19 protein-coding genes are annotated in these 19,940 nt (G+C 53.4%); 15 read left to right on the forward strand and 4 right to left on the reverse strand.

Going from position 1 to position 19,940, the window contains the following annotated elements:
• Nucleotides 1–75 precede the first annotated feature (75 nt).
• The 3 genes from G5B47_RS16725 to G5B47_RS16735 all read left to right on the forward strand — a co-directional run bounded on the left by G5B47_RS16725 (nt 76) and on the right by G5B47_RS16735 (nt 2,209).
• Nucleotides 76–885, forward strand: coding sequence for an SDR family oxidoreductase (locus tag G5B47_RS16725; RefSeq protein ID WP_165100293.1), 810 nt, complete (start codon nt 76–78; stop codon nt 883–885).
• Between the two features lie 135 nt (nt 886–1,020).
• Nucleotides 1,021–1,755 (forward strand): CPBP family intramembrane glutamic endopeptidase, encoded by a 735-nt coding sequence (locus tag G5B47_RS16730; protein ID WP_165100296.1) that lies wholly within the window; start codon nt 1,021–1,023, stop codon nt 1,753–1,755.
• 73 nt (nt 1,756–1,828) lie between these two features.
• Complete coding sequence (locus G5B47_RS16735; RefSeq protein WP_165100299.1) at nt 1,829–2,209, forward strand: DnaJ family domain-containing protein; 381 nt, start codon at nt 1,829–1,831, stop codon at nt 2,207–2,209.
• Nucleotides 2,210–2,364: 155 nt separating this feature from the next.
• Here the strand turns inward: G5B47_RS16735 and gluQRS are convergent, their stop codons facing one another.
• Nucleotides 2,365–3,372 carry a tRNA glutamyl-Q(34) synthetase GluQRS gene (gluQRS, locus tag G5B47_RS16740; RefSeq protein ID WP_268958509.1) on the reverse strand — a complete coding sequence of 336 codons (1,008 nt, stop codon included), beginning with the start codon at nt 3,370–3,372 and terminating at the stop codon, nt 2,365–2,367.
• Between the two features lie 303 nt (nt 3,373–3,675).
• Here gluQRS and hrpB point away from each other — a divergent pair, with 303 nt between their 5' ends.
• The 5 genes from hrpB (at nt 3,676) to G5B47_RS16765 (ending at nt 10,953) form a co-directional block, all read left to right on the forward strand.
• Nucleotides 3,676–6,210, forward strand: coding sequence for an ATP-dependent helicase HrpB (hrpB, locus tag G5B47_RS16745; protein WP_165100302.1), 2,535 nt, complete (start codon nt 3,676–3,678; stop codon nt 6,208–6,210).
• Between the two features lie 138 nt (nt 6,211–6,348).
• The gene (locus tag G5B47_RS16750) at nt 6,349–7,011 is read left to right on the forward strand and encodes a general stress protein (RefSeq protein ID WP_165100304.1); all 663 of its coding nucleotides are present in this window, start codon (nt 6,349–6,351) and stop codon (nt 7,009–7,011) included.
• A 306-nt stretch (nt 7,012–7,317) separates the two neighbouring features.
• The gene (locus tag G5B47_RS16755) at nt 7,318–7,677 is read left to right on the forward strand and encodes a helix-turn-helix transcriptional regulator (RefSeq protein WP_025334853.1); all 360 of its coding nucleotides are present in this window, start codon (nt 7,318–7,320) and stop codon (nt 7,675–7,677) included.
• A 105-nt stretch (nt 7,678–7,782) separates the two neighbouring features.
• A complete protein-coding gene (locus G5B47_RS16760; RefSeq protein ID WP_165100307.1) occupies nt 7,783–8,157 on the forward strand; it encodes a DivIVA domain-containing protein in 375 nt (124 codons plus the stop codon).
• Nucleotides 8,158–8,226: 69 nt separating this feature from the next.
• Nucleotides 8,227–10,953, forward strand: a complete 2,727-nt coding sequence (locus G5B47_RS16765) for a CHASE3 domain-containing protein (RefSeq protein ID WP_165100309.1) — start codon at nt 8,227–8,229, stop codon at nt 10,951–10,953.
• 135 nt (nt 10,954–11,088) lie between these two features.
• On the opposite strand, the gene G5B47_RS16770 is transcribed toward G5B47_RS16765, so the two are convergent.
• Nucleotides 11,089–11,994, reverse strand: coding sequence for an NAD-dependent epimerase/dehydratase family protein (locus tag G5B47_RS16770; protein ID WP_165100312.1), 906 nt, complete (start codon nt 11,992–11,994; stop codon nt 11,089–11,091).
• Between the two features lie 117 nt (nt 11,995–12,111).
• Here G5B47_RS16770 and G5B47_RS16775 point away from each other — a divergent pair, with 117 nt between their 5' ends.
• The 3 genes from G5B47_RS16775 to G5B47_RS16785 all read left to right on the forward strand — a co-directional run bounded on the left by G5B47_RS16775 (nt 12,112) and on the right by G5B47_RS16785 (nt 14,583).
• The gene (locus G5B47_RS16775) at nt 12,112–12,639 is read left to right on the forward strand and encodes a cysteine hydrolase family protein (protein ID WP_165100315.1); all 528 of its coding nucleotides are present in this window, start codon (nt 12,112–12,114) and stop codon (nt 12,637–12,639) included.
• Between the two features lie 106 nt (nt 12,640–12,745).
• The gene (locus G5B47_RS16780; protein WP_165100318.1) at nt 12,746–13,693 is read left to right on the forward strand and encodes a DMT family transporter; all 948 of its coding nucleotides are present in this window, start codon (nt 12,746–12,748) and stop codon (nt 13,691–13,693) included.
• 56 nt (nt 13,694–13,749) lie between these two features.
• Nucleotides 13,750–14,583: a class I SAM-dependent methyltransferase gene (locus G5B47_RS16785; protein ID WP_165100321.1), complete on the forward strand. Its 834-nt coding sequence runs from the start codon at nt 13,750–13,752 to the stop codon at nt 14,581–14,583.
• Between the two features lie 64 nt (nt 14,584–14,647).
• Here G5B47_RS16785 and G5B47_RS16790 read toward each other — a convergent pair whose 3' ends face one another.
• Entirely contained in the window at nt 14,648–15,007 is a 360-nt protein-coding gene (locus G5B47_RS16790) for a cupin domain-containing protein (RefSeq protein ID WP_165100324.1), read from the reverse strand.
• Nucleotides 15,008–15,029: 22 nt separating this feature from the next.
• Nucleotides 15,030–15,929 (reverse strand): LysR family transcriptional regulator, encoded by a 900-nt coding sequence (locus G5B47_RS16795; protein WP_165100327.1) that lies wholly within the window; start codon nt 15,927–15,929, stop codon nt 15,030–15,032.
• 206 nt (nt 15,930–16,135) lie between these two features.
• Between G5B47_RS16795 and G5B47_RS16800 the strand changes: the two genes are divergently transcribed.
• The 4 genes from G5B47_RS16800 (at nt 16,136) to pstB (ending at nt 19,804) form a co-directional block, all read left to right on the forward strand.
• On the forward strand, nt 16,136–17,086 hold the full coding sequence (locus tag G5B47_RS16800; RefSeq protein ID WP_165100329.1) for a phosphate ABC transporter substrate-binding protein: 951 nt from the start codon (nt 16,136–16,138) through the stop codon (nt 17,084–17,086).
• A gap of 83 nt (nt 17,087–17,169) precedes the next feature.
• Entirely contained in the window at nt 17,170–18,090 is a 921-nt protein-coding gene (gene pstC / locus G5B47_RS16805) for a phosphate ABC transporter permease subunit PstC (protein ID WP_165100332.1), read from the forward strand.
• On the forward strand, nt 18,090–18,986 hold the full coding sequence (gene pstA / locus G5B47_RS16810) for a phosphate ABC transporter permease PstA (protein ID WP_165100335.1): 897 nt from the start codon (nt 18,090–18,092) through the stop codon (nt 18,984–18,986). The genes pstC and pstA overlap by 1 nt, the downstream gene beginning before the upstream one ends.
• A 17-nt stretch (nt 18,987–19,003) precedes the next feature.
• Nucleotides 19,004–19,804 carry a phosphate ABC transporter ATP-binding protein PstB gene (pstB, locus tag G5B47_RS16815; protein ID WP_025334863.1) on the forward strand — a complete coding sequence of 267 codons (801 nt, stop codon included), beginning with the start codon at nt 19,004–19,006 and terminating at the stop codon, nt 19,802–19,804.
• Nucleotides 19,805–19,940: the final 136 nt, after the last annotated feature.

A 19,940-nucleotide genomic window follows, 5' to 3' on the forward strand; every position in this document is an offset into this window, starting at 1 on the left:
ATTAAAAGGGCGGTTCCTTTGGGTAATCTTGAGACAGGGTAACTTATCATGTGAAAAAGGAAGGAGAGCCTACATATGAGCCCAAATACTGAACCCAAGCAGCGTTTTGCAGGAAAAACAGCCATCATTACCGGAGCGGGCTCGGGCATCGGCAGAGCGACTGCCATCAAGATGGCCCGTGAAGGGGCCAATATCGCCCTGTTCGATCTGGTGAACGAACGTACCGCCGATGTGGAGCGGAAGCTGAACCAGATCCGCAAAGGCTGTGCGCTGGCCGTCGATGTGGATACCTCAAACCCCGAGCGGATGGAAGCGGCGGTTAAGAAGACGGTGGAGCATTTCGGCGGGCTGGACATCGTATTTGCCAATGCGGGAATCAACGGTTCCATTGGCCCGATTGAAGAGCTTAGCATTGAAGACTGGCAGCGCACGTTGAATGTGAATCTTACCGGAACGTTTCTCTCCTTGAAATACACCATTCCCCATATGAAGAGCAAAGGAAAAGGGAGCATTATTATTACCAGCTCGATCAACGGCAACCGGCGGTTTGCCAGCTTCGGCTTCTCGCCCTACAGCACGACTAAGGCGGGGCAGGTCGCCTTTGCCAAGATGGCCGCTCTGGAGCTGGCCAAATTCAAAATCCGCGTGAACGTCGTTTCGCCGGGGGCTATTTCCACAAACATCGACCAAAGCACCGAACCAACCGAAGAACTTGAATCGATTGTCATCCCGATCGAATTTCCCGAAGGGCAACAGCCGTTGGCCGACGGGCCGGGCAAGCCGGAGGATGTGGCTAACCTTGTAAGCTTCCTTGCATCGGACGAATCGTCCCATATTACCGGAGCGCATATCGTAATTGACGGCGCCGAATCTCTGCTGACTTAACGCAGGGCGAATATACACCTAAGTTGTTCCGTATTTTTCGGAATTGTTTCCGGAAAATGCGGATTTTTTTTGCGGCATGAACTGGAAATAAATGATAAACTGTTGGGAGGTTGTTATTTTTCCCATGAGGTGACAATGTTGAGAGTATTAAATTTTGTAACTTCCTTCCATTTGACATGCAGCACGATTCGAAGGCCGACAGTAAGGGAGGGAATCACAGCCCTGTTGTATTTTGTTTATGTGAATGTGATTTTTTATCTGCTTGGGCTGATCTATAATTCCCATTGGATGGTTCAGTTAACAACTGCAATACCCCATGAGGACTGGATGAGATTGGCATTTACTTTTCCGGCGGTTGTTCTGCAGCTGGCTCCGCTGTTCATCATCTTGAAGCTGCGGGGAGAAACCTGGAGTTCGATCGGAATTAAACGTTCCAAAATCGGGTTGTCCCTTCTCATCGGTCTCATTGCCGTCTTGCCTTTCCGATGGGTCCCCCTTATGAACTGGATCTTTCACGGCAAATCTCTGCCGCTGGATGGAGGGGCGGTGCTGGGGTTTCTGTATTATTTGACGCTGATCGCGCTGCCGGAGGAATTGATCTTCCGGGGTTACATCCAAACGAGGATAATGGGTCTCATTCCGAGTAAGTCAGTGGCCATCCTCACAACGGGCTTGCTCTTTGCCTTAACTCACGTTCCGTTCCAAATGGCGGTGCTGAATCTGAATTATGCCGGGTATCTTGGCAAAATGTACATCCAATTGTTTATTATTTTTTTCATACATCTTTATTTTACATACATTTATACGAGAACGAACAATATAGCAGGGGTGACGTTGTGCCATGCCCTCGTTGATTTTATCTTTGGCTGATCACCGGCGGTTCCTGTGTTAAAATAAATCCAAGCACTCAAACCAACACATTTGGATCGAGGAGGCGGTGGAAATGGCCATTATGTCCTGGCTGGCCGAGCAGCGGATTGAAGAGGCGATGCGCAAAGGCGAATTCCGGAATTTGCCGGGCCATGGCAAGCCGCTGGAGCTGGAGGATTTGTCGGGGGTGCCCGATGATCTCCGAATCTCGTTCAAGATCATGAAGAATGCCGGGCTTCTACCGGAGGAGCTGCAGCTGCGGGCGGAATGCGCGACTCTGGAAAATCTTCTGGCCGCCTGCCACAGCGGTGCGGGGGAGAAGCGCGAGCTCGGACGCAGACTGACAGAGAAAAAGCTGAGGCTGGAAGAGCTTCTGCGGCAGCGGGGACTTGACGGAAGCGCTGCTTTTGCGCAGTACGGTGAACAAATTCGGAAAAGACTGGATCAAGGGTAGGAAATGACTCAGTAATAATAATCAGCCGGGGATGGTTGAAATGAGGGCCGCCCCTGAGCCGTGCAAAAAAGTAAAAATGCCCGGACGCTCGCTTATGGAGCGCCCGGGCATTTATTATTATGTCCAAGCATTTCTAGTTAGAAGCTGGATCCCGTTTATTGTTTCAGGGAAGGGTGCAGGAGGCCCAGCATATCGGATGTGACAATGATGTCCTTGCAGGAAATCCGGTTCAGCTCGAATAAGGGAAGCAGCTCTTGCGGCGAGACCTGTTCAGGCTCGGGCAGCAGTCCGGCCGCCCAGGCCAGCCAGCCGTTTATCGTCTGCGGGGTTACCCCCGCATCGCGCAGCTCGGCGAGGGTAATTCCGCCATGACGCTTGGCGAGCCGCCGCCCGTCCGGGCCCATCAGAAGCGGGACATGGGCGTAGCGCGGCGGCTTCCAGCCCAGCGCTTCGAAGAGCATCAGCTGGCGGGGCGTGGAATCGAGCAGATCGGCCCCTCGTAGTACGTCGGTGATTCCCATCAGGGCGTCGTCCACAACGACGGCAAGCTGGTACGAGAAGATCCCGTCGGCGCGGCGTACGATGAAATCGCCTCCGGCGGCTGCGCTGCTCACCCGATGCCCGGCAACGCCGTCGGTGAAAGAAATTTCACCGGACGACACTGCGAAGCGGAGGGAAGGCGACTTGGTCATGGAACGCCAGTGCGCCTCCTCGGAGGACAAGCTGCGGCAGGTTCCTGGATAAACCGGCCCTTCCGAAGCCAGGCCGTGGGGAGCGGCGGCGGCGGCGAGAATATCATGGCGGCTGCAGTAACAGGAATACAGCCTGCCTTCGGCCTGCAGCCGGTTCAGCGCGTCTTCGTACAGCTTCAGGCGCTCGCTTTGGACATAAGGTCCATAGGGGCCGCCGACGTCGGGTCCTTCGTCCCAATCGAGTCCGAGCCAGCGGAGATCGTTGATGATTTGCCGGGCAAATTCGGGCCGGCAGCGGGCGGTGTCAATGTCCTCCATCCGGAGGACGAAGATCCCGTCCCGGCTGCGAATCTGCAGCCAGGCGAGCAGGGCGGCCAGGGCGTTGCCGATGTGCATGCAGCCGGACGGCGATGGCGCGAACCGGCCGCGAATGTCGCTGCCGTAGGGAGCGTTGTTCAGGTGATGAAGCAAAGGAGAACCCTCCTAATTGTGCAATAATAGGATAACGTGCGAAGCGGGAGTTTCACATTACAAGGCGGGCCTCTGCTCGAAGCGCAGCCCCCGCCCTTGAATTTTCCGTACGTTTCGCCCATGATGACTATAGTGGAAATGATGCAAATGAATCTATGAATGAACCGGATTTTTACTATTCAATATGTTATTGTAATTCACGATCCCTTCCATTTCCAGTCCGGCTGTATGTTTGCCGGGATCATTTGAATGACGCGCCTTATTCCATATTGACTACCTATCTTTGATGACGGAGAGATTTATATGAGTACACTGCCAATTATGCAGGTCATGCCTGAGCTTAAACATATCCTTGCGGAGACTTCCTCCGCCGTTCTTATTGCGGAGCCGGGAGCGGGCAAGACAACAGCGGTCCCGCTGGCGCTGCTGAATGAACCCTGGATGAAGGGCAAAACGATGCTGATGCTGGAACCGAGAAGGCTGGCCGCCAGGGCGGCTGCGGTCTATATGGCGTCCGTTCTGGGGGAACAGGCGGGCCAGACCGTTGGCTACCGGATGCGGCTGGACAGCAAGACGGGACCGAATACCCGCATCATCGTCGTTACCGAGGGGGTGCTGACACGGATGCTTCAGGACGACCCTTCGCTTGGCGACACCGGCCTCGTGATTTTCGACGAGTATCACGAACGAAGTCTGAATGCGGATCTGGGCCTTGCGCTCTCTCTGGAATCGCAGGCCGTTCTGCGCGAGGATTTGAAGCTTCTCGTCATGTCCGCCACACTTGACGGAGAGAAGGTGTCGGAACTGCTTGGCGCAGCACCGGTTATCCGTTGTCCGGGAAGAACTTATCCCGTTGAGACGATCTATACGCCGCCGGCAAAGACACTCCCACTTGAAAAGGCTGCGGGAAACGCGGTCCGGCGAGCGCTCGCCGAGCAGCCCGGAGACATTCTGCTGTTTCTTCCCGGCGAAAGGGAGATCCGCCGGGTGGAGTCGGAGCTGCTGTCCGGCCAGCTTCCGGGCAACACGGAAATCCGCCCGCTGTATGGACAGCTTCCGCAGGCCGAGCAGGACCGGGCTGTTGCGCCGGCTGTGGAGGGCCGGCGTAAAGTCGTGCTGGCGACTTCGATCGCCGAGACAAGCCTGACGATCGAGGGCGTGCGGACCGTCATTGACTCCGGGCTGCGCCGTACGCAGCGGTTCTCGCCGCGAACCGGCATGCCGCGACTGGAGACGCTACCGATCTCCAGGGCGTCGGCGGATCAGCGGCGCGGCCGTGCGGGACGGACGGCGCCGGGCGTGTGTTACCGGCTCTGGAGCCGGGAAGAGCATGACCGGCTGCCCGAAGCCGACGCGCCGGAGATCCTCGAGGCCGATCTCACCGGCCTCGCGCTCGAGCTGGCGCTGTGGGGCGTGCGCGACCCCGCCCAGCTCGGCTGGCTGGACGCCCCGCCGCCAGCGCCGTACGCGCAGGCGACGGCGCTGCTGCGCCGGCTTGGCGCATTGGGCGCCGCCGGCGCCATAACCCCGCACGGCCGGCGTCTGGCGGCGCTCGGCACGCACCCGCGCGCCGCGCACATGCTGCTGCGCGCGGCGGGGCTTGGCGCAGCGCCGCTCGCCTGCCGGCTGGCGGCGCTGCTGCAGGAGCGGGACCCGATGCGCGGTCCCGCCTCGGGCAGCTGCGACCTCACGCTCCGCGTGGAGGCGCTGCTGCGGTACGAGGCCTCCGCCGGGCGCGAAGCGGGCGGAGGCGATCCCGCGGCTCTTCGCGCCGCTGCGCGCGCGAGCCGCGGACTGCTGGCGCAGCTGCGGACGGCTGCGCCCGAAGCCGCTCTTTCGGCCGATTCGCTATCGGCCGAGGCGGAGGCCGCAGACCCTTACCTCTGCGGCCTGCTCCTGTCGTTCGCCTATCCCGACCGGATCGGACAGCGCCGAGGCGGCGGAGCCTTCCTGCTGTCCGGCGGCCGCGGCGCGGCGATGGGGGAGGGCCAGCAGCTTGCGCGCGAGCCATATATTGTTGCCGTCTCTGTCGACGACAAGGGGACGCAGAGCCGGATTATGCTGGCAGCTCCGGTGCAGGAGAGAGAGCTGATGGCTCATCATGAGGATCAATTAAACCAGCTCTCCGAAGTGTACTGGGACGAAGAGAGCAAGAGCGTGAAATCCCGCCGTCGTGTCATTCTCGGCGAGCTTGTGCTTAAAGAGACGGGGCATGAACAGGCTTCGCCGGAGGAAGCTGCAAGGGTCCTGATGGAGGTAATTGCCGGTGAAGGTCTCCGGCTGCTTCCCTGGGACAAGGGAACCGTTCAGCTGAGGGAGAGGATGGCATTCATGCACCGGCTTGATCCGGACTGGCCGGATATGAGCGATGAGGGGCTAACTGCCAGCATGGAAGAATGGCTGCTGCCTTACCTCATCGGCTGCCGAAGCCTTCGCGATGTGCAGCGTCTTTCGCTGCGCGATGCGCTGGAAGGGATGCTGGCTTGGGAGCGGAAACGCGAGCTCGACCGGGAGGCTCCTACGCATATCGCGGTGCCAAGCGGCTCCCGGATTGCCGTGGATTACAGTGATCCAGCGACACCGGTATTGGCGGTAAAGCTGCAGGAAATGTTCGGACAGAAGGAGACACCGGCTCTGGGAGGAGGCAAAATCCCCGTTCTGCTGCACTTGCTGTCCCCGGCGAGGCGTCCGGTACAGGTAACCGCCGATCTGGCCAGCTTTTGGAAGAGCGGTTATTTTGAGGTCAAGAAAGATTTGAAAGGGCGGTATCCCAAGCATTACTGGCCGGAGGACCCGCTTCAGGCCATTCCGACCAACCGCACGCGGCCGGTCCATTAGCTTCAGGTGAGTATCCTCATTTTGAAAAATCTGCAATTTTGGAAACAGATTGAAACTCCTCCACTTTCACTCATCTCGTTTGGAAACCCTCATGAAGGGTAATAACTAACGTAGCATCATGACAAAGGAGGGCTTCAAGTGACAAAGAAAATTGTAGGCATTTTCGATACGGAACGAGAGGCGACCCAATCGATAAAGGAATTGCAGGCCAGAGGATTCCGCAATGAAGATATTTCAGTGGTAACGAGGAATCGCGATGATCTGAATACGATCACTGATGACACGGACACCATAGGACTGGAAGGAGTCGCGACAGGCGCTGCAACCGGGGGAGTGGTCGGAGGCATAGCGGGTCTGCTGGCCGGCATTGGCGCATTGGCCATTCCAGGTATTGGCCCGATTATTGCAGCAGGACCGATTGCGGCTGCACTGACAGGTGCTGCGGTGGGAGCGGGAGCAGGCGGACTGGTCGGAGGACTGATCGGACTTGGCATCCCGGAAGACGAAGCAAGAGAGTATGAAGGATACGTCGACCAAGGCAAAATTCTGGTGATGGTGGACGACAACGGCCGGGATACCGAAATTCATGACATTTTCCGCGGCAACCGCTCGTTGAACGCTTCCCGGTATTCATCGTCGTCGGCTGATCGGGTGATCAGTAGTGATGCGCCGCTTCAGGACAGAGGTCCGACCAATCCGGATATCGTAACGGACGATACAAGAGTCGGCAACGCGATGGGCAACAGAGGGCCGATGAACGCAGATACCGAACCGGAGGTCAATAAACGGGACAAGTTCTAGTATGAACCCGTTGTAACCTCTCTAAAATAAACTAATCAAACCGCATTTCCCCTTAGCTGGGAAGTGCGGTTTTTTGCGTTATTCAAGTCAACCACTATTAACAATATTACAACATATGAAAAATTCATAATAGAAAAGCAAAAAACTCCCTCAATTCCTTTCACAGATCCCATCAATACTCTCTCCCCGCACCCGTTGTATTGGAAAAAAGGAGGAGCATTTTCCCAAAATCATATTGTGAAATTTGGGAAACAGTGATTATATAGAGATATGATACCCGTATTTTTTGAAAAAGGGAGGTCTTTCATGGCTTTTATGATTGCCCAAAGGGCGTTTATCAAGCTGTATCTCATTACGATGGTGGAGAAGCATCACGGCTATGGCTATCAAATGCTTGAAGATTTGCGCAGAGACTTCAAAAATCACGGGTATAATCCTCCGCAGAGCGAAATATATCGCGCCCTTCACGAACTGGTGCAGCAGGGGATTTTGTACCGAACGAAGCAGTTAAAGGGAAATGATCCCAAAGTTGATTTTCAGGAAATCGTTCTATACCATTTCACTTCGGACGGAGCGGAGAAGGCAAAGCTTTACAAAAAGCAGGTAAAGACGGATCTTGACCGCTGCCTGGGCATATTAAACAAAGCTGTGGCAGATAACTTTTAGAAGGATGGGAAGGTTTCGGTCCTTGCGGTCTGTTTTCAGCATCTTCTCACCTTGCTATAATAAGAAGGCCGGAAGAGAGCAGTCCACATTTGGAGGTAATGGAAGATGGATGAACATATGAAGCGGAGGCTGGACAAACAGAGAAAATTGTTCACTCAGCTTGGAATCGCGCTTGACGCACTCACCATTCATGAGAAAGAATTCGGCATGAAGCTGCGCGGATACGATCCGGAGGAAGTAGATACGTTTTTGGACAGCGTCATTAAGGATTACGAGCGGTTCTATGCAACCATCGCCGACTTGATGGACAAATGGCAAGAGCAGCAGATTACCCTGCGTGATTTGAAAGAGGAAAGCAGGCAGGCCCCGCCCCCCGTTGTCCGCGGAATCGATCCGAAGGAGATCGAGGAGACGATTTTGAGGCTTGAGTCAGGCGTCCGTCAGCTCAAGGAACGCGTCATGCGAACCGAAATCATTTAGCCTCCGGGAATAGGTATGCCAAATTAACCGGTGAATCCGCCGGATACCGGGACGGAGGTTGTATTTTTTGTGGATAATCGTGTATGGAATTTGAAAGTCCGTGGAAAAATTGCACTTGGCTATAGTATGATTCTGTTTCTGCTCGGCCTGTTTCTGGTCATCGTTCAGGGCCGGATCTCCGAACTGGAACAAGAAACGGTGATGCTGAGCGGACATGATATGCAGGTGAACGCCCTTACTTTTCAGATTGAAAAAAATGTACTCGATATGGAGACCGGCCAACGCGGGTATGCGCTCACAGGTGATGAATCCTATCTTGCCCCATATTACGACGGGCTGGAGCAATGGCGGATCCATTATACCGATCTAAATGCAATGATCTCGGGAAATTCTAGCCAGGTGGATAATCTGAGCAACATCAAAACCAATATCGAAACATGGATCGTCAAATCAGGACAATACGTCGTTGATCTCAAGCAAGCAGGACGCGATGCCGAGGTAAGCGCCTATTTTCGGGCGGATACCGGCAAATCGATTGTCGATCAAATCCGTAAGCAGTCTAAGCATTTTCGCGATATTGAGAAAACCATCACATCACAACGGATCACCAATCTTAAGAGTCGCAACAGCCAACTGATTGTTACCATGTATATTTTATGGAGTCTGGTCGCGCTGGTCGCCATTGCCGCTTCCATTCTGATTTCCGGCGGGATCGTCAAGACGCTCAAGAACGTGATCGATGCCATCAACCATATCGCCGATGGAAACAGCAAGGTGAGACGAATTGAAGTGAAGACCAAAGACGAGATCCACGATCTCGCCATGGCGACCAACCGTCTTCTGGAAAATGTGGAAAGAGAGCAGCGGATCAGCGATCAGGTAGCCCGCATGTCGGTTAAGCTTCAGGAGAAAACGGCTCCTGCCGATTTAAGCGATACGTTCCTGAGCCAGCTGGCTACCATGCTGGAAATCCAATATGGCGCGGTTTATATTGCCCAAGGCAACTACGGCGATAGTCTGGTTCGGGTCAGTTCTTATGCGGGCGGCGAAGAGGATATACACATCGGCAGGGAAAAAGTCATGATGGGCGAAGGCCTGGTCGGACAGTGCGCGCTGGACCAGAATGTCCTGAAGCTTCAAGAACTCCCCGGCGATTATATTCACATCAGCTCGGGTCTTGGAAGAACTCCTCCAAGGCAGGCGGTGATCGCGCCGGCTGTATTCGAGAACCGAACGGTTGCGGTGGTGGAGGTCGCTTCGCTCATGAAATGGGCTCCGGAGCATTTTACGCTGCTGAAGCAGATGCTCGATCTGTTGGCCGTCTCTGTCAATTCGGTTATGACCCGTATGCAGATTGAACAGCTCTATTCGGAATCCCAGACTATGAACGAGGAGCTGCAGACCCAGTCTGAAGAGCTCCAGATACAGACCCACGAACTGATAAATGTTAACAGCAAGCTGGAAACCCAAAAGCAATTCGCAGAGAATACGGCAGCGGATCTGGAAGAGCTCAACGAGGAATTGGAAAGAAGCTCCCGCTACAAATCCGAGTTTTTGGCCAATATGTCGCATGAGCTGCGGACTCCACTTAACAGCATGCTGCTGCTTTCGCAGATTTTGGCCGAAAACCAGGGGGGCAATCTGACGGAAGAGCAGCAAACCTATGCATCGGTCATTCATTCCTCGGGGAGCGATCTACTTTCCATTATCAATGATATTCTGGATTTGTCCAAGGTCGAGGCAGGCAAAATGCAAATCGAAACAAGCGCGGTTAATCTGACGGAATTTCCTTCCCTGTTCGACGGCTATTTCGGCAAGACCGCGGAATCCAAGAAATTGGAGTTCATTGTCGATATTCAAGATAATGTGCCTGATATCTTTTACACAGATGAGCTTCGGCTGCATCAAATTCTGCGAAACCTGCTGTCCAATGCGTTTAAATTTACGGAAAAGGGCAGTGTAAAGCTCGAAGTATCCAAGCTCGACAGCTTCTCGGCCGCCGGATATCATCCATCCGGGCCCGTGCTGGCGTTCTCCGTTATAGACAGCGGCATCGGAATTTCTTCGGACAAGCGAAATCTGATTTTCGAAGCTTTCCAGCAGGCCGATGGTTCAACGGCGAGAAAATTCGGCGGTACAGGGCTCGGATTGTCGATCTCCCAGCAGCTTACAAAGCTGCTCGGTGGACATCTTGGGCTTAAGAGTAAGCCGAATGAGGGCAGTATTTTCACTTTGTATCTTCCTTGCACGGAAGAACCATGGGATCCGCAGAGCCAATTATTCAACTCCGAAGCAGCGGCAGCAGTTGAAGTCGGAGGGGCTACAGATAGCGGTTATTCGGAAATGCGGATCGACAACAGCTTGAACTCGGCCGAGTACCGGTGCTTGGCCGGTAAAACCGTGCTGGTGGTTGATGACGACTCCCGCAATATTTTCGCGCTGACTAAGACGCTGCAAAAGTACGATATGAAGGTGCTGACTGCGCAGAACGGATTTGAATGTCTTCAGACCGTCAGAGAACATCCCGAAATCGGAATCGTTCTTCTCGATATTATGATGCCGGTGCTGGACGGCTACGACACCTTATCCATTCTTCGTGAGGAGCTGCTCCTGTCGGAGCTTCCGATCATTGCCGTTTCCGCGAAGACGATGAAGGAAGACAGAGAGAAGTGCCTTTCCGCCGGCGCGACGGATTTCATCAAAAAGCCTGTAGTCATCAAAGAACTTCTTCAAATGATGTGCCAATACATGAAAGAACAATGCGATTGGCGTTCGGAGAACGCCGAGACGCGATAACGACATCTTGAAACTGCCCGCAACAGTCAGTACCACACTGCCGTAACATTCTGCAACCGCAATTTACAGCCCGCGGTCTGTCGCTTTCCTTATGAAGGCAGCGATAGGCGCGGGCTTTTTCCTGTGCAAATTCCCTTATAGCGTCCGTATATGGTGATCCGCATATGATCGGTTAAGGTCGGTTACTAATTCCGGAAGCCAATCCGAAAGGGAAAGAAAAGAGCAGCCGGCAGCCTGAGCTTTTGCTGTATCCATGTACCAGGACTGCCCGATGCCAAATGGAGACATATGCCGATCCTCCGTTCCTGTTTGGACCACAGCCTGTCGGCCGGCAGCCTGCTCAATGAGAGAGATCATCTCTCCAATCGTTATGAAGCCGTCAGAACAAGCATTCACCGGACCGGTTAATGATGAACGCCCGAGCCAGAGCATAATATTGGCGGCCTCATCCGAGCGGATGAAGGAGATCCGCGCTTCAGGATTTGGAATGCCTATCGGCTCTCCCTGCCGTACATGCTCGATGTGAAAATGTAATCGTCTCGTATAATCATCAACGCCGAGTACGATCGGAAACCGGACAGCGGCTACCGGAAACGCAGCTTGCTGCAAGAATACCGCTTCAGCCTGCCGTTTTGCCTCCGAATACGGGAGATCTACCTTACCGCCCCCCTGAATCGGATAAGCTCCGGGATCAAACCTGTCTTCTCTCAATATTTCCGGGCTTGGATCGTAAACAGACTGACTGGAAGTCAGAATATACCGATTTGTTTTATTATTAAAAATGCGGCAGGCGGCCATGGCTTCATCCGGCGAATAACAAATATTGTCATAGACAACGTCCCACATTTGATTCCCTATCGCTGCGGCAAGTTCATCCGGATGGGTGCGGTCCGCATGGATGCGGCGAAGCCGGTCTCCAAAAGGGTCAACCGTCGTTCCCCGCGTCAGAATTACAACGTCATTTTCGGGGTCCTCCAAAAGCAGCTCTACCAGCCTTTTGCCAAAAAAACGCGTTCCGCCGAGCACCAGAATTTTCTTCAAGAGGCTCACTCCTTGCTTCAGATTGATTTCTCCAGTGTATCACAAAGCCAATACTTGGATATCTCTATTTCTGGTATACTCTTGGATAACTAGATCAAGCTGAAAGGGGCACTAAAAATGGCAAACCAGCGGACGGCTTTCATTCTGATTGACGTGCAGGAGGCGATGTTTTCCTATCCGGGAATGAAGCTGCATGACGAAGAAGGTGTGATGGAGCGAATCGTGTCTCTGCTCGATCGGGCGCGGAGGAACAGCACGCCAGTGATCTTTATTCAGCATACCGAGGATCAGGAGTATACCAAAGGAGTACCGACATGGCAGATCAGCTCCCGCGTCACGCCGCTGCCCGGGGAAAAGATTATTGAGAAGCCGACGTGGGACGCCTTCCATCTTACCGGACTTAGGGAAGAACTGGAGCGTGAAGGAATCACCAATCTGGTCTTCGCAGGCATGCAAACCGAGTACTGCGTCGATACGACATGCCGCCGGGCGTACAGCCTCGGTTACTCTTCAATTCTGGCGGAGGATGCCCATAGCACATTTGACAACGGACAGCTTACCGGTGAAGAAATTGTTCGCCACCATAACGCAGTGCTCGGAGGACGCGTCGTCACGCTCAAACCGGCTGGCGAGATTACATTCTGAAAAAGGCCGATTTTTTATAAAAAGGCTGATTTTTTTTGCCGTCTGCGTTACATTAAGAAAGCAGCTTTTTTAACCCATCGACGCACACGGAAAGGAAGACCGATTCATGACTACCAAAAAACCGCCGGTCCCCGTCGCATTGCTTATGCTGATCGGGATTATCGCCATCTCGTTCTCGGCCATTTTTATCAAATGGTCCTCGGCGCCGGCTTCTGTACAGGCGATGTACCGCCTGCTGTTCACCTCGCTACTGATGGCCCCGTTCGTCCGACCGTACAGCGGTGCGCTAGTGAAGCTGCGGCTAAATGACTGGCTGCTGCTGGCAGCCTCGGGATTCATGCTGGCGCTGCATTTTTTACTGTGGATGGGTTCGCTTGAATTCACTTCGGTCGCCAGTTCTACGATGATTATGGCGCTTGAACCCGTTTTCATAATGATTGGCTCGTTTCTTCTATATAAGGAGCGCAGCTCCGTTTCGGCGGTAGCCGGTCTTGGCGTGGCGATTATCGGCGTCGTATTCATCGGCTGGGGAGACATCGGACTGTCGCAAGACAACCTTAAGGGGGACTTGCTTTCCATTTTTGGGACCGCGGCGGTAGCCGTCCATCTGATGATCGGCAAAAAGCTGGTCGCCCGAATGCCGTCTTATCTCTACAGCCTGATTGTATTTATCATCGCCGGCGCCGTGTTTGCATTGTACAATTTGGCAACCGGCACCGCCTTTTTCGACTATCCGCCTAAGGAGTGGGGTATTTTCGCGCTGCTGGCTGTTGTGCCGACCGTATTTGGGCATATTTTGTTTAACTGGCTCCTCCAATACACCTCTGCCACTACCGTCTCCATGAACATTCTTGGTGAACCGGTCGGAGCGAGTATCCTGGCCTATTTGCTGCTTGGCGAACGGCTGACCGGACTGCAATGGGGCGGCGGCGTGCTGGTGCTCGGCGGTCTCGCATGTTATTTGTATGTTGGCGCCCGGATAGCAACCAGAGAAGAAGAACGGCAACGCAGCTATATGCAGGAAGCTCAGGTACTGCCGGAAAACGCTTCTTGATCGCTGAAAATTCCGATTGGCACCACTTAAGAATGAGTTAAAGGAGCTTTTACACTATGCATGACAATCATACGGATGATCATAAACCCGTTACAGCGGTAACCTCCTCCATCAGCGAAGAACTGTGGAATGAGGATACATACAGCGCTTGGACAAGCAGGTTCGGTCCACCCCAAGAAGCCGCGCTCAAGCTGCACAATAATCCGGCCGCCAAGCTTCAACCCCTTATGGCCCATTTTGGAGAAGTAAGCGGCAAGAAAATTATGAACCTGATGGGATCAAACGGGGTAAAGGCGGTAGCTCTTGGCCTGCTCGGCGCGGAGGTGTCAGTCGCCGACTTCTCCGAAGGCAATGCGCGTTATGCGTCCGAGCTGGCGCAAGCGGCGGGAGTCCGGCTGAACTATGTTGTTTCAGACGTCTTGAATCTGCCTCGGGACACTGCTTGGGGAACGTATGACATTGTTTTTGCGGAGCAGGGGATCGTCCATTATTTTACCGACCTGAAGCCTTTCATGGATACGGCCTATTCACTGCTGGCACCGGGTGAAACGTTTATTTTGCGGGATTTCCATCCCGTCTCGACGAAGCTGATCTCCTCCAAAGGCTCGACGGCCAAAATCCGCAAGCATAAAGTCACCGGGGATTACTTCGATTCAACGCTTGAGGAAAAGCGGGTGTCGTATGCCAAGTATTCGCCGGAAGGCGGAGAGAGCCGGGAACAGACGGGTATCGTGTACTGGCGCAAATGGACCCTCGGCGAAATTGTGACCGCAGCGGCTGACAGCAGCTTCCGGATCAGGAAGCTGATCGAAGAGCCGAATTTGTCCTCGGAGGTGTTCGACAAGGGCATCCCGAAGACATTTGTACTAGTTGCAGAGAAGCCGATGTGAAACTGATTGCTAAGTGTAAAAAAGTGCCGGGCAACTGCCGCCCTGGCACTTTTTTGTCTTCCTGTCAATTTAACTTCTTACGCATAAACAAGGACGGCTTTAATTCATCGCTCTCGATGACGATGGCGGTCAGTCCTGAAGCGGTCTTTGTTTCATGCCATTCGCCTTTTCCCCAAAAGACAGCGTCTCCAGCCTGCACCTTAATATATTCTTCGTCCTTGCTTCTCACATCTCCTTCACCTTTTATTATGATAAGCAGCTGGGGCACTACAGCTTGGTGGTAACCGACAACACCGTTTTCCTCTAAGTGCATACATCCAATATGAGCCGGCTTATCCGTTTGTACAATGCGCGACATTGTGAAGTCGGAGTTGAATTGGGTAATCTTTTTACCGCTGTCTTTACTGAAATGATAAAGCTCCATATAAATATGAACCTCCCGTATGCTAATAAATAGAATGAAATTCGGACTCCAGACTGTCTGCAAAAGCCTGCTGTATTTCCGTCAGGGCGTGGCCCTTACGCCAGGCCATATAGAAACCGCCGCGCTCCGGCATGATCCCCGGAAGCTGTCGATACCCCAGGCTCCCCGACTCCAGCTCCGCTGCTATGCCGATTTTGGAAAAAACAGCGACCGCATGGCCTTGAACGACCGATCTTTTGACGGCCTCTGAGCTTTGAAGCTCCATCTTGTTCCATAAGTGCAGGCCGTTCAATTCGGCCCAGCTGTCGGCGAATTCCCGCAGACGGCTGCCTTGGGCATGCTGAATCCAGGGTTCCCGGGCAATTTCATCCGGTGCGAGATCATCCTTGTATATAAAAGGGTGATCTGAAGGAAAGATAAGCACAGCTTCATCGTCAGCGATCTTTTTCAAATGTAAAGATTCGTCCGCCTGCCCGCCGGTGTGCAGAACGCCAAGACCGAGCTCGCGGGTTCGCAGCCGTTCGCGCAGACTAGGTTCACCGGCTTCCGATACGCTGATTTCGATTTCCGGATACTTTCGCACCAGTCCGGCCAATACAGCTGGCAGCAAATAAGCCGCCGGGACCTGCGAAGCACCGATGTCCAGCTTGACCTTTGAGCGGGAAACGGTCTGTTTGACGCTTCGTTCGGCCTCCGATGCCAGCGCGACAATACGGACGGCATAGGGGTGCAGCGCAAGTCCGGCTTCGGTCAGCAGCACACGTCCGCTCCGGCTTTGGAACAGCGGGGTACCTAGCTCACTCTCTAGCGATTTCATATGAAACGACACTGTCGGCTGCTTGAGCCCTAGCTCGGAGGCGACGTCGGTAACTTTTTTATATTTTTCAATAAGAACAACAATTTGCAATTTTAAAATATTCATGGGATTCCTCCGTATAAACCGGGCTTTTCAACAATTCTCTCTATCTATTATAGAATATCTCTATATTGTTATACATATTTTATTTCTTTTTTTATCTTTCCGTTTACACAAGTCGGTGGTTTAACTTACGTACAGATTTTACAATTAATCATGTTAGGGCGAACGAGCCTAAATAAGACACCATTTGTAGGAGGAGACAAACAATAATGCGCTCTAGAAAATCCTGGTTTTTGGCACTTGCATTAACTAGCGTATTGGCACTTTCGGCATGCGGAAATAACGGGGGAAACAATTCGGGCAACGGCGGCAACGCCGGGGCTAGCAGCGCGCCTACAGAAACAAACACCGGCGCAGAACTGAGCGGTTCGATTCTGGCATCCGGTTCCACGGCTCTTCAGCCGCTGGTTGAGCAGGTTGCCGAGAAATTCATGGAGCAGCACGCTGGCCTGGACATTCAGGTTCAAGGCGGCGGCAGCGGTACAGGCCTCACACAAGTTGCGGAAAAACAAGTCGATATCGGTAACTCCGACGTATTCGCGGAAGAGAAATTGAAAGATGCGGATGCTGAAAAAGCGAAGGCGCTTGTCGATCATCAAGTGGCAGTAGTTGCGATTGCGGCAGTCACCAATCCGGCTGCAGGCGTTGACAATCTGACGAAACAACAGCTGGTTGATATTTTCACCGGCAAAGTCACCAACTGGAAAGAAGTAGGCGGCGCGGATCAAAAAATCCAGATCATCAACCGTCCGGCAAGCTCCGGAACACGCGCTACATTCGAGAAGTTTGCACTGGGAACCAAGACGGAAGACCTTCCGGGTTCGATCCAGGAAGATTCCTCGGGTACCGTTAAGAAGATCGTAGCCGAAACACCGGGAGCAATCGGATACCTGGCTCTGTCTTACCTCGACGAATCGGTTAAAACATTGAAATACGACAGCGTTGATCCTTCCGTGGACAATGTAATCAGCGGTAAATATCCGGTCTGGGCATACGAGCATATGTACACGAACGGCGAACCGACTGAAGCGGTTAAAGCGTTCCTCGATTACTTCTTGACCGACGAGGTTCAAAATGGAGATGTAACCGAGCTGGGCTACATTCCGGCCTCGAAGATGCAGGTTTCCCGCGACGTTGCCGGTAACGTAACAAATAAATAAACCGGTATAAACGATACAATTCTTATAGATTCAGAGGCGGAGTTCTTCTGCCTCTCTTTTCACTTTAAAGAGAAGGGACTTACATGATAGTGCAAAACAACAAAATCGCGCAGAATCACAAGTCGCGTATTGAAAAACATCATATCGAAGACTTCATCGGACGTTCTTATATGTCCTTTTGCGTGCTTCTACTGATTGTCGCCATTATATCGATGGTGTATTTTGTAATGTCTAAAGGAGTTTCAACGTTTGTCGTCGATAAAGTCAGTATTTCGGATTTCTTTTTCGGGACGAAGTGGTCACCGGAAGGGAGTCCCCCTTCGTTTGGAGCGCTGCCTTTCATCGCGGGGTCTTTTATCACGACGCTCCTGGCCGCGCTGATCGCAAGTCCCCTTAGCATTTGCGCCGCGCTGTTCATGACCGAAATCGTTCCGGGATGGGGCAAAAAACTCCTTCAGCCTGTCATCGAGCTGCTGTCCGGAATCCCTTCTGTCGTTTACGGCTTTGTGGGACTCAGCGTTATTGTTCCTTTTTTGCGGGATGTGTTCCCCGGACAAGGGATCGGCGTGGCCGCCGGCTCGATCGTGCTGTCGGTTATGATTCTGCCGACGATCACCAGCGTAGCAGTCGATGCGCTGTCCGCGCTTCCGCGGAATTTGAAGGAATCCTCCTTTGCTCTTGGAGCGACCCGCTGGCAGACGATCAGCGGGGTTATTATTCCAACCACGCTGCCTGCCATTCTGACCGGCGTCGTTCTTGGCATGGCCCGCGCTTTCGGCGAGGCGCTTGCAGTCCAGATGGTCATCGGAAACGCGCCGTTTATACCGAAATCGCTGTTTGAGTCGGCATCGACGCTCACGAGCGTCATCACATTGGGAATGGGTAATACTACAATGGGATCGCCGCAGAACAATTCGCTTTGGAGCATGGCGCTGGTACTCATGCTGATGACCTTCTTGTTCGTCTTCATTGTCCGCCTGCTGGAAAAAAGGAGGGCAATCTAATGAAAGCAAGAACGAAGGACAAAATCGCTACCGCAGTCATTGTAACCCTTGCTCTCTTGATCGTAGCCGTTCTGGCCGGTTTGCTTGGTTACATTTTGTTTAGAGGCTTAAGCCATATCAGCTGGGACTTTCTTACGTCGGCTCCAAGAAAAATCCGTACCGGCGGAGGCATCGGCCCGCAGCTGTTCAACTCGCTGTTCCTGCTTGTCCTGACACTGCTGATTACCGTTCCGCTTGGGCTTGGAGCAGGCATTTTCATGGCCGAGTATGCGCGTCCGGGAAGAATTACGGCATTTATCCGTCTGATCGTTGAAGTCTTGTCTTCCTTCCCGTCGATTGTCGTCGGATTGTTCGGCCTGCTGCTCATCGTCAATATATTCGGTCTTGGCTTCTCCCTCGTATCGGGAGCGCTGGCCCTGACCGTATTCAATCTTCCGCTGATGGTACGGATCACCGAGCAGGCGTTCCGCAGCGTTCCCGCTCAGCAGAAAGAAGCCGGATTCGCGCTCGGGCTCTCCAAATGGAAAATCGTCACCACCGTCCTGTTCCCGGTGGCGCTGCCTGCGATAATAACCGGAACGATTCTGTCCGCAGGCCGGGTATTTGGCGAAGCCGCCGCCCTGATGTTCACGGCGGGCATGAGCAGCCCTCGGCTGAATTTTAACGACTGGAATCCGCTGAGCCCGTCTTCTCCGCTGAACCCGTTCCGCCCGGCCGAGACGCTGGCTGTACACATTTGGAAGATCAATAGCGAAGGTCTTGCGCCTGATGCGGTACAGATTGCCGCCGGAGCGTCTGCCGTCCTGGTCATTACGGTACTGATCTTTAACCTGGTCGCCCGCTACATGGGCCGATTGATCTACCGGAAGCTAACCGCATCGCGAAGAATGAATTAGAGTGGAGGAGTAGAAACATGGAAGCGACACTTACGGCACCGCATGTTTTACAGGAATCGAAGGTAGAGAAGAATTTCCGCACCGAAAATTTAAGCATTTTCTACGGCACGTATGAAGCCGTCAAAGGCATCAGCCTGCCTTTCCCGGAGAAGTCGGTTACGGCGCTGATCGGCCCTTCGGGCTGCGGCAAATCGACCTTTCTCCGGTCGCTCAACCGGATGAACGATGAAATTTCCGGGTCGACAACCAAAGGCAGCATTTGGATCGACGGGGTGGACATTAACGCCTCCGGCACCGATGTCATCAAGCTGCGCCAGAAAATCGGCATGGTCTGGCAGAAGCCGAATCCGTTTTACAAATCGATCTACGACAACATCGCTTTCGGACCCAGATATCACGGGGTGAAGGGTAAGAAAGCGCTCGACGAGATTGTCGAGAGCAGTCTCCGCCGCGCAGCTTTGTGGGACGAGGTTAAGGACCGTCTGAAGGATTCCGCCCTGGCGCTCTCCGGCGGCCAGCAGCAGCGTCTCTGTATCGCTCGGGCACTGTCGGTCAATCCGCGAATTCTTCTGCTGGACGAACCCGCATCGGCGCTTGACCCGGTTTCCACCGGCAAGATTGAAGAGCTGATCAAGGAACTGAAAGAGGAGCTGCGCATCGTTATTGTTACCCACAACATGCAGCAGGCGGCGCGGATTTCCGATTACACGGCATACTTTTATCTCGGTCAGTTGATTGAATACGGGCTGACGGAGAAGGTATTCACCAATCCGGATAATTCGATGACCCAGGAATATATCATGGGCCGTTTTGGCTGAGTTCACACTTGTAAGATTCATACTCCTGACTGTTCAGGTCACCCGCCGGGGTCAACCGCTTCTGGTTAAGAAGAGGGGATTCCGGTTTTTTGCGTTCAGCGAAAATTAATCTCCCCGAAAAAATAAATAGGGATTG

Origin of the sequence: Paenibacillus apii, assembly GCF_011043685.1 — a bacterium.
Lineage (GTDB): Bacteria > Bacillota > Bacilli > Paenibacillales > Paenibacillaceae > Paenibacillus_AQ > Paenibacillus_AQ sabinae.

Excerpts from the sequence above, each read along its gene's own strand:
- G5B47_RS16725 (WP_165100293.1), top strand. The coding sequence starts at position 76 with ATGAGCCCAAATACTGAACCCAAGCAGCGTTTTGCAGGAAAAACAGCC.
- G5B47_RS16730 (WP_165100296.1), top strand. The coding sequence starts at position 1,021 with ATGTTGAGAGTATTAAATTTTGTAACTTCCTTCCATTTGACATGCAGC.
- G5B47_RS16735 (WP_165100299.1), top strand. The coding sequence starts at position 1,829 with ATGGCCATTATGTCCTGGCTGGCCGAGCAGCGGATTGAAGAGGCGATG.
- hrpB (WP_165100302.1), top strand. The coding sequence starts at position 3,676 with ATGAGTACACTGCCAATTATGCAGGTCATGCCTGAGCTTAAACATATC.
- G5B47_RS16755 (WP_025334853.1), top strand. The coding sequence starts at position 7,318 with ATGGCTTTTATGATTGCCCAAAGGGCGTTTATCAAGCTGTATCTCATT.
- G5B47_RS16760 (WP_165100307.1), top strand. The coding sequence starts at position 7,783 with ATGGATGAACATATGAAGCGGAGGCTGGACAAACAGAGAAAATTGTTC.
- G5B47_RS16775 (WP_165100315.1), top strand. The coding sequence starts at position 12,112 with ATGGCAAACCAGCGGACGGCTTTCATTCTGATTGACGTGCAGGAGGCG.
- G5B47_RS16780 (WP_165100318.1), top strand. The coding sequence starts at position 12,746 with ATGACTACCAAAAAACCGCCGGTCCCCGTCGCATTGCTTATGCTGATC.
- G5B47_RS16785 (WP_165100321.1), top strand. The coding sequence starts at position 13,750 with ATGCATGACAATCATACGGATGATCATAAACCCGTTACAGCGGTAACC.
- G5B47_RS16790 (WP_165100324.1), bottom strand. The coding sequence starts at position 15,007 with ATGGAGCTTTATCATTTCAGTAAAGACAGCGGTAAAAAGATTACCCAA.
- G5B47_RS16795 (WP_165100327.1), bottom strand. The coding sequence starts at position 15,929 with ATGAATATTTTAAAATTGCAAATTGTTGTTCTTATTGAAAAATATAAA.
- G5B47_RS16800 (WP_165100329.1), top strand. The coding sequence starts at position 16,136 with ATGCGCTCTAGAAAATCCTGGTTTTTGGCACTTGCATTAACTAGCGTA.
- pstC (WP_165100332.1), top strand. The coding sequence starts at position 17,170 with ATGATAGTGCAAAACAACAAAATCGCGCAGAATCACAAGTCGCGTATT.
- pstA (WP_165100335.1), top strand. The coding sequence starts at position 18,090 with ATGAAAGCAAGAACGAAGGACAAAATCGCTACCGCAGTCATTGTAACC.
- pstB (WP_025334863.1), top strand. The coding sequence starts at position 19,004 with ATGGAAGCGACACTTACGGCACCGCATGTTTTACAGGAATCGAAGGTA.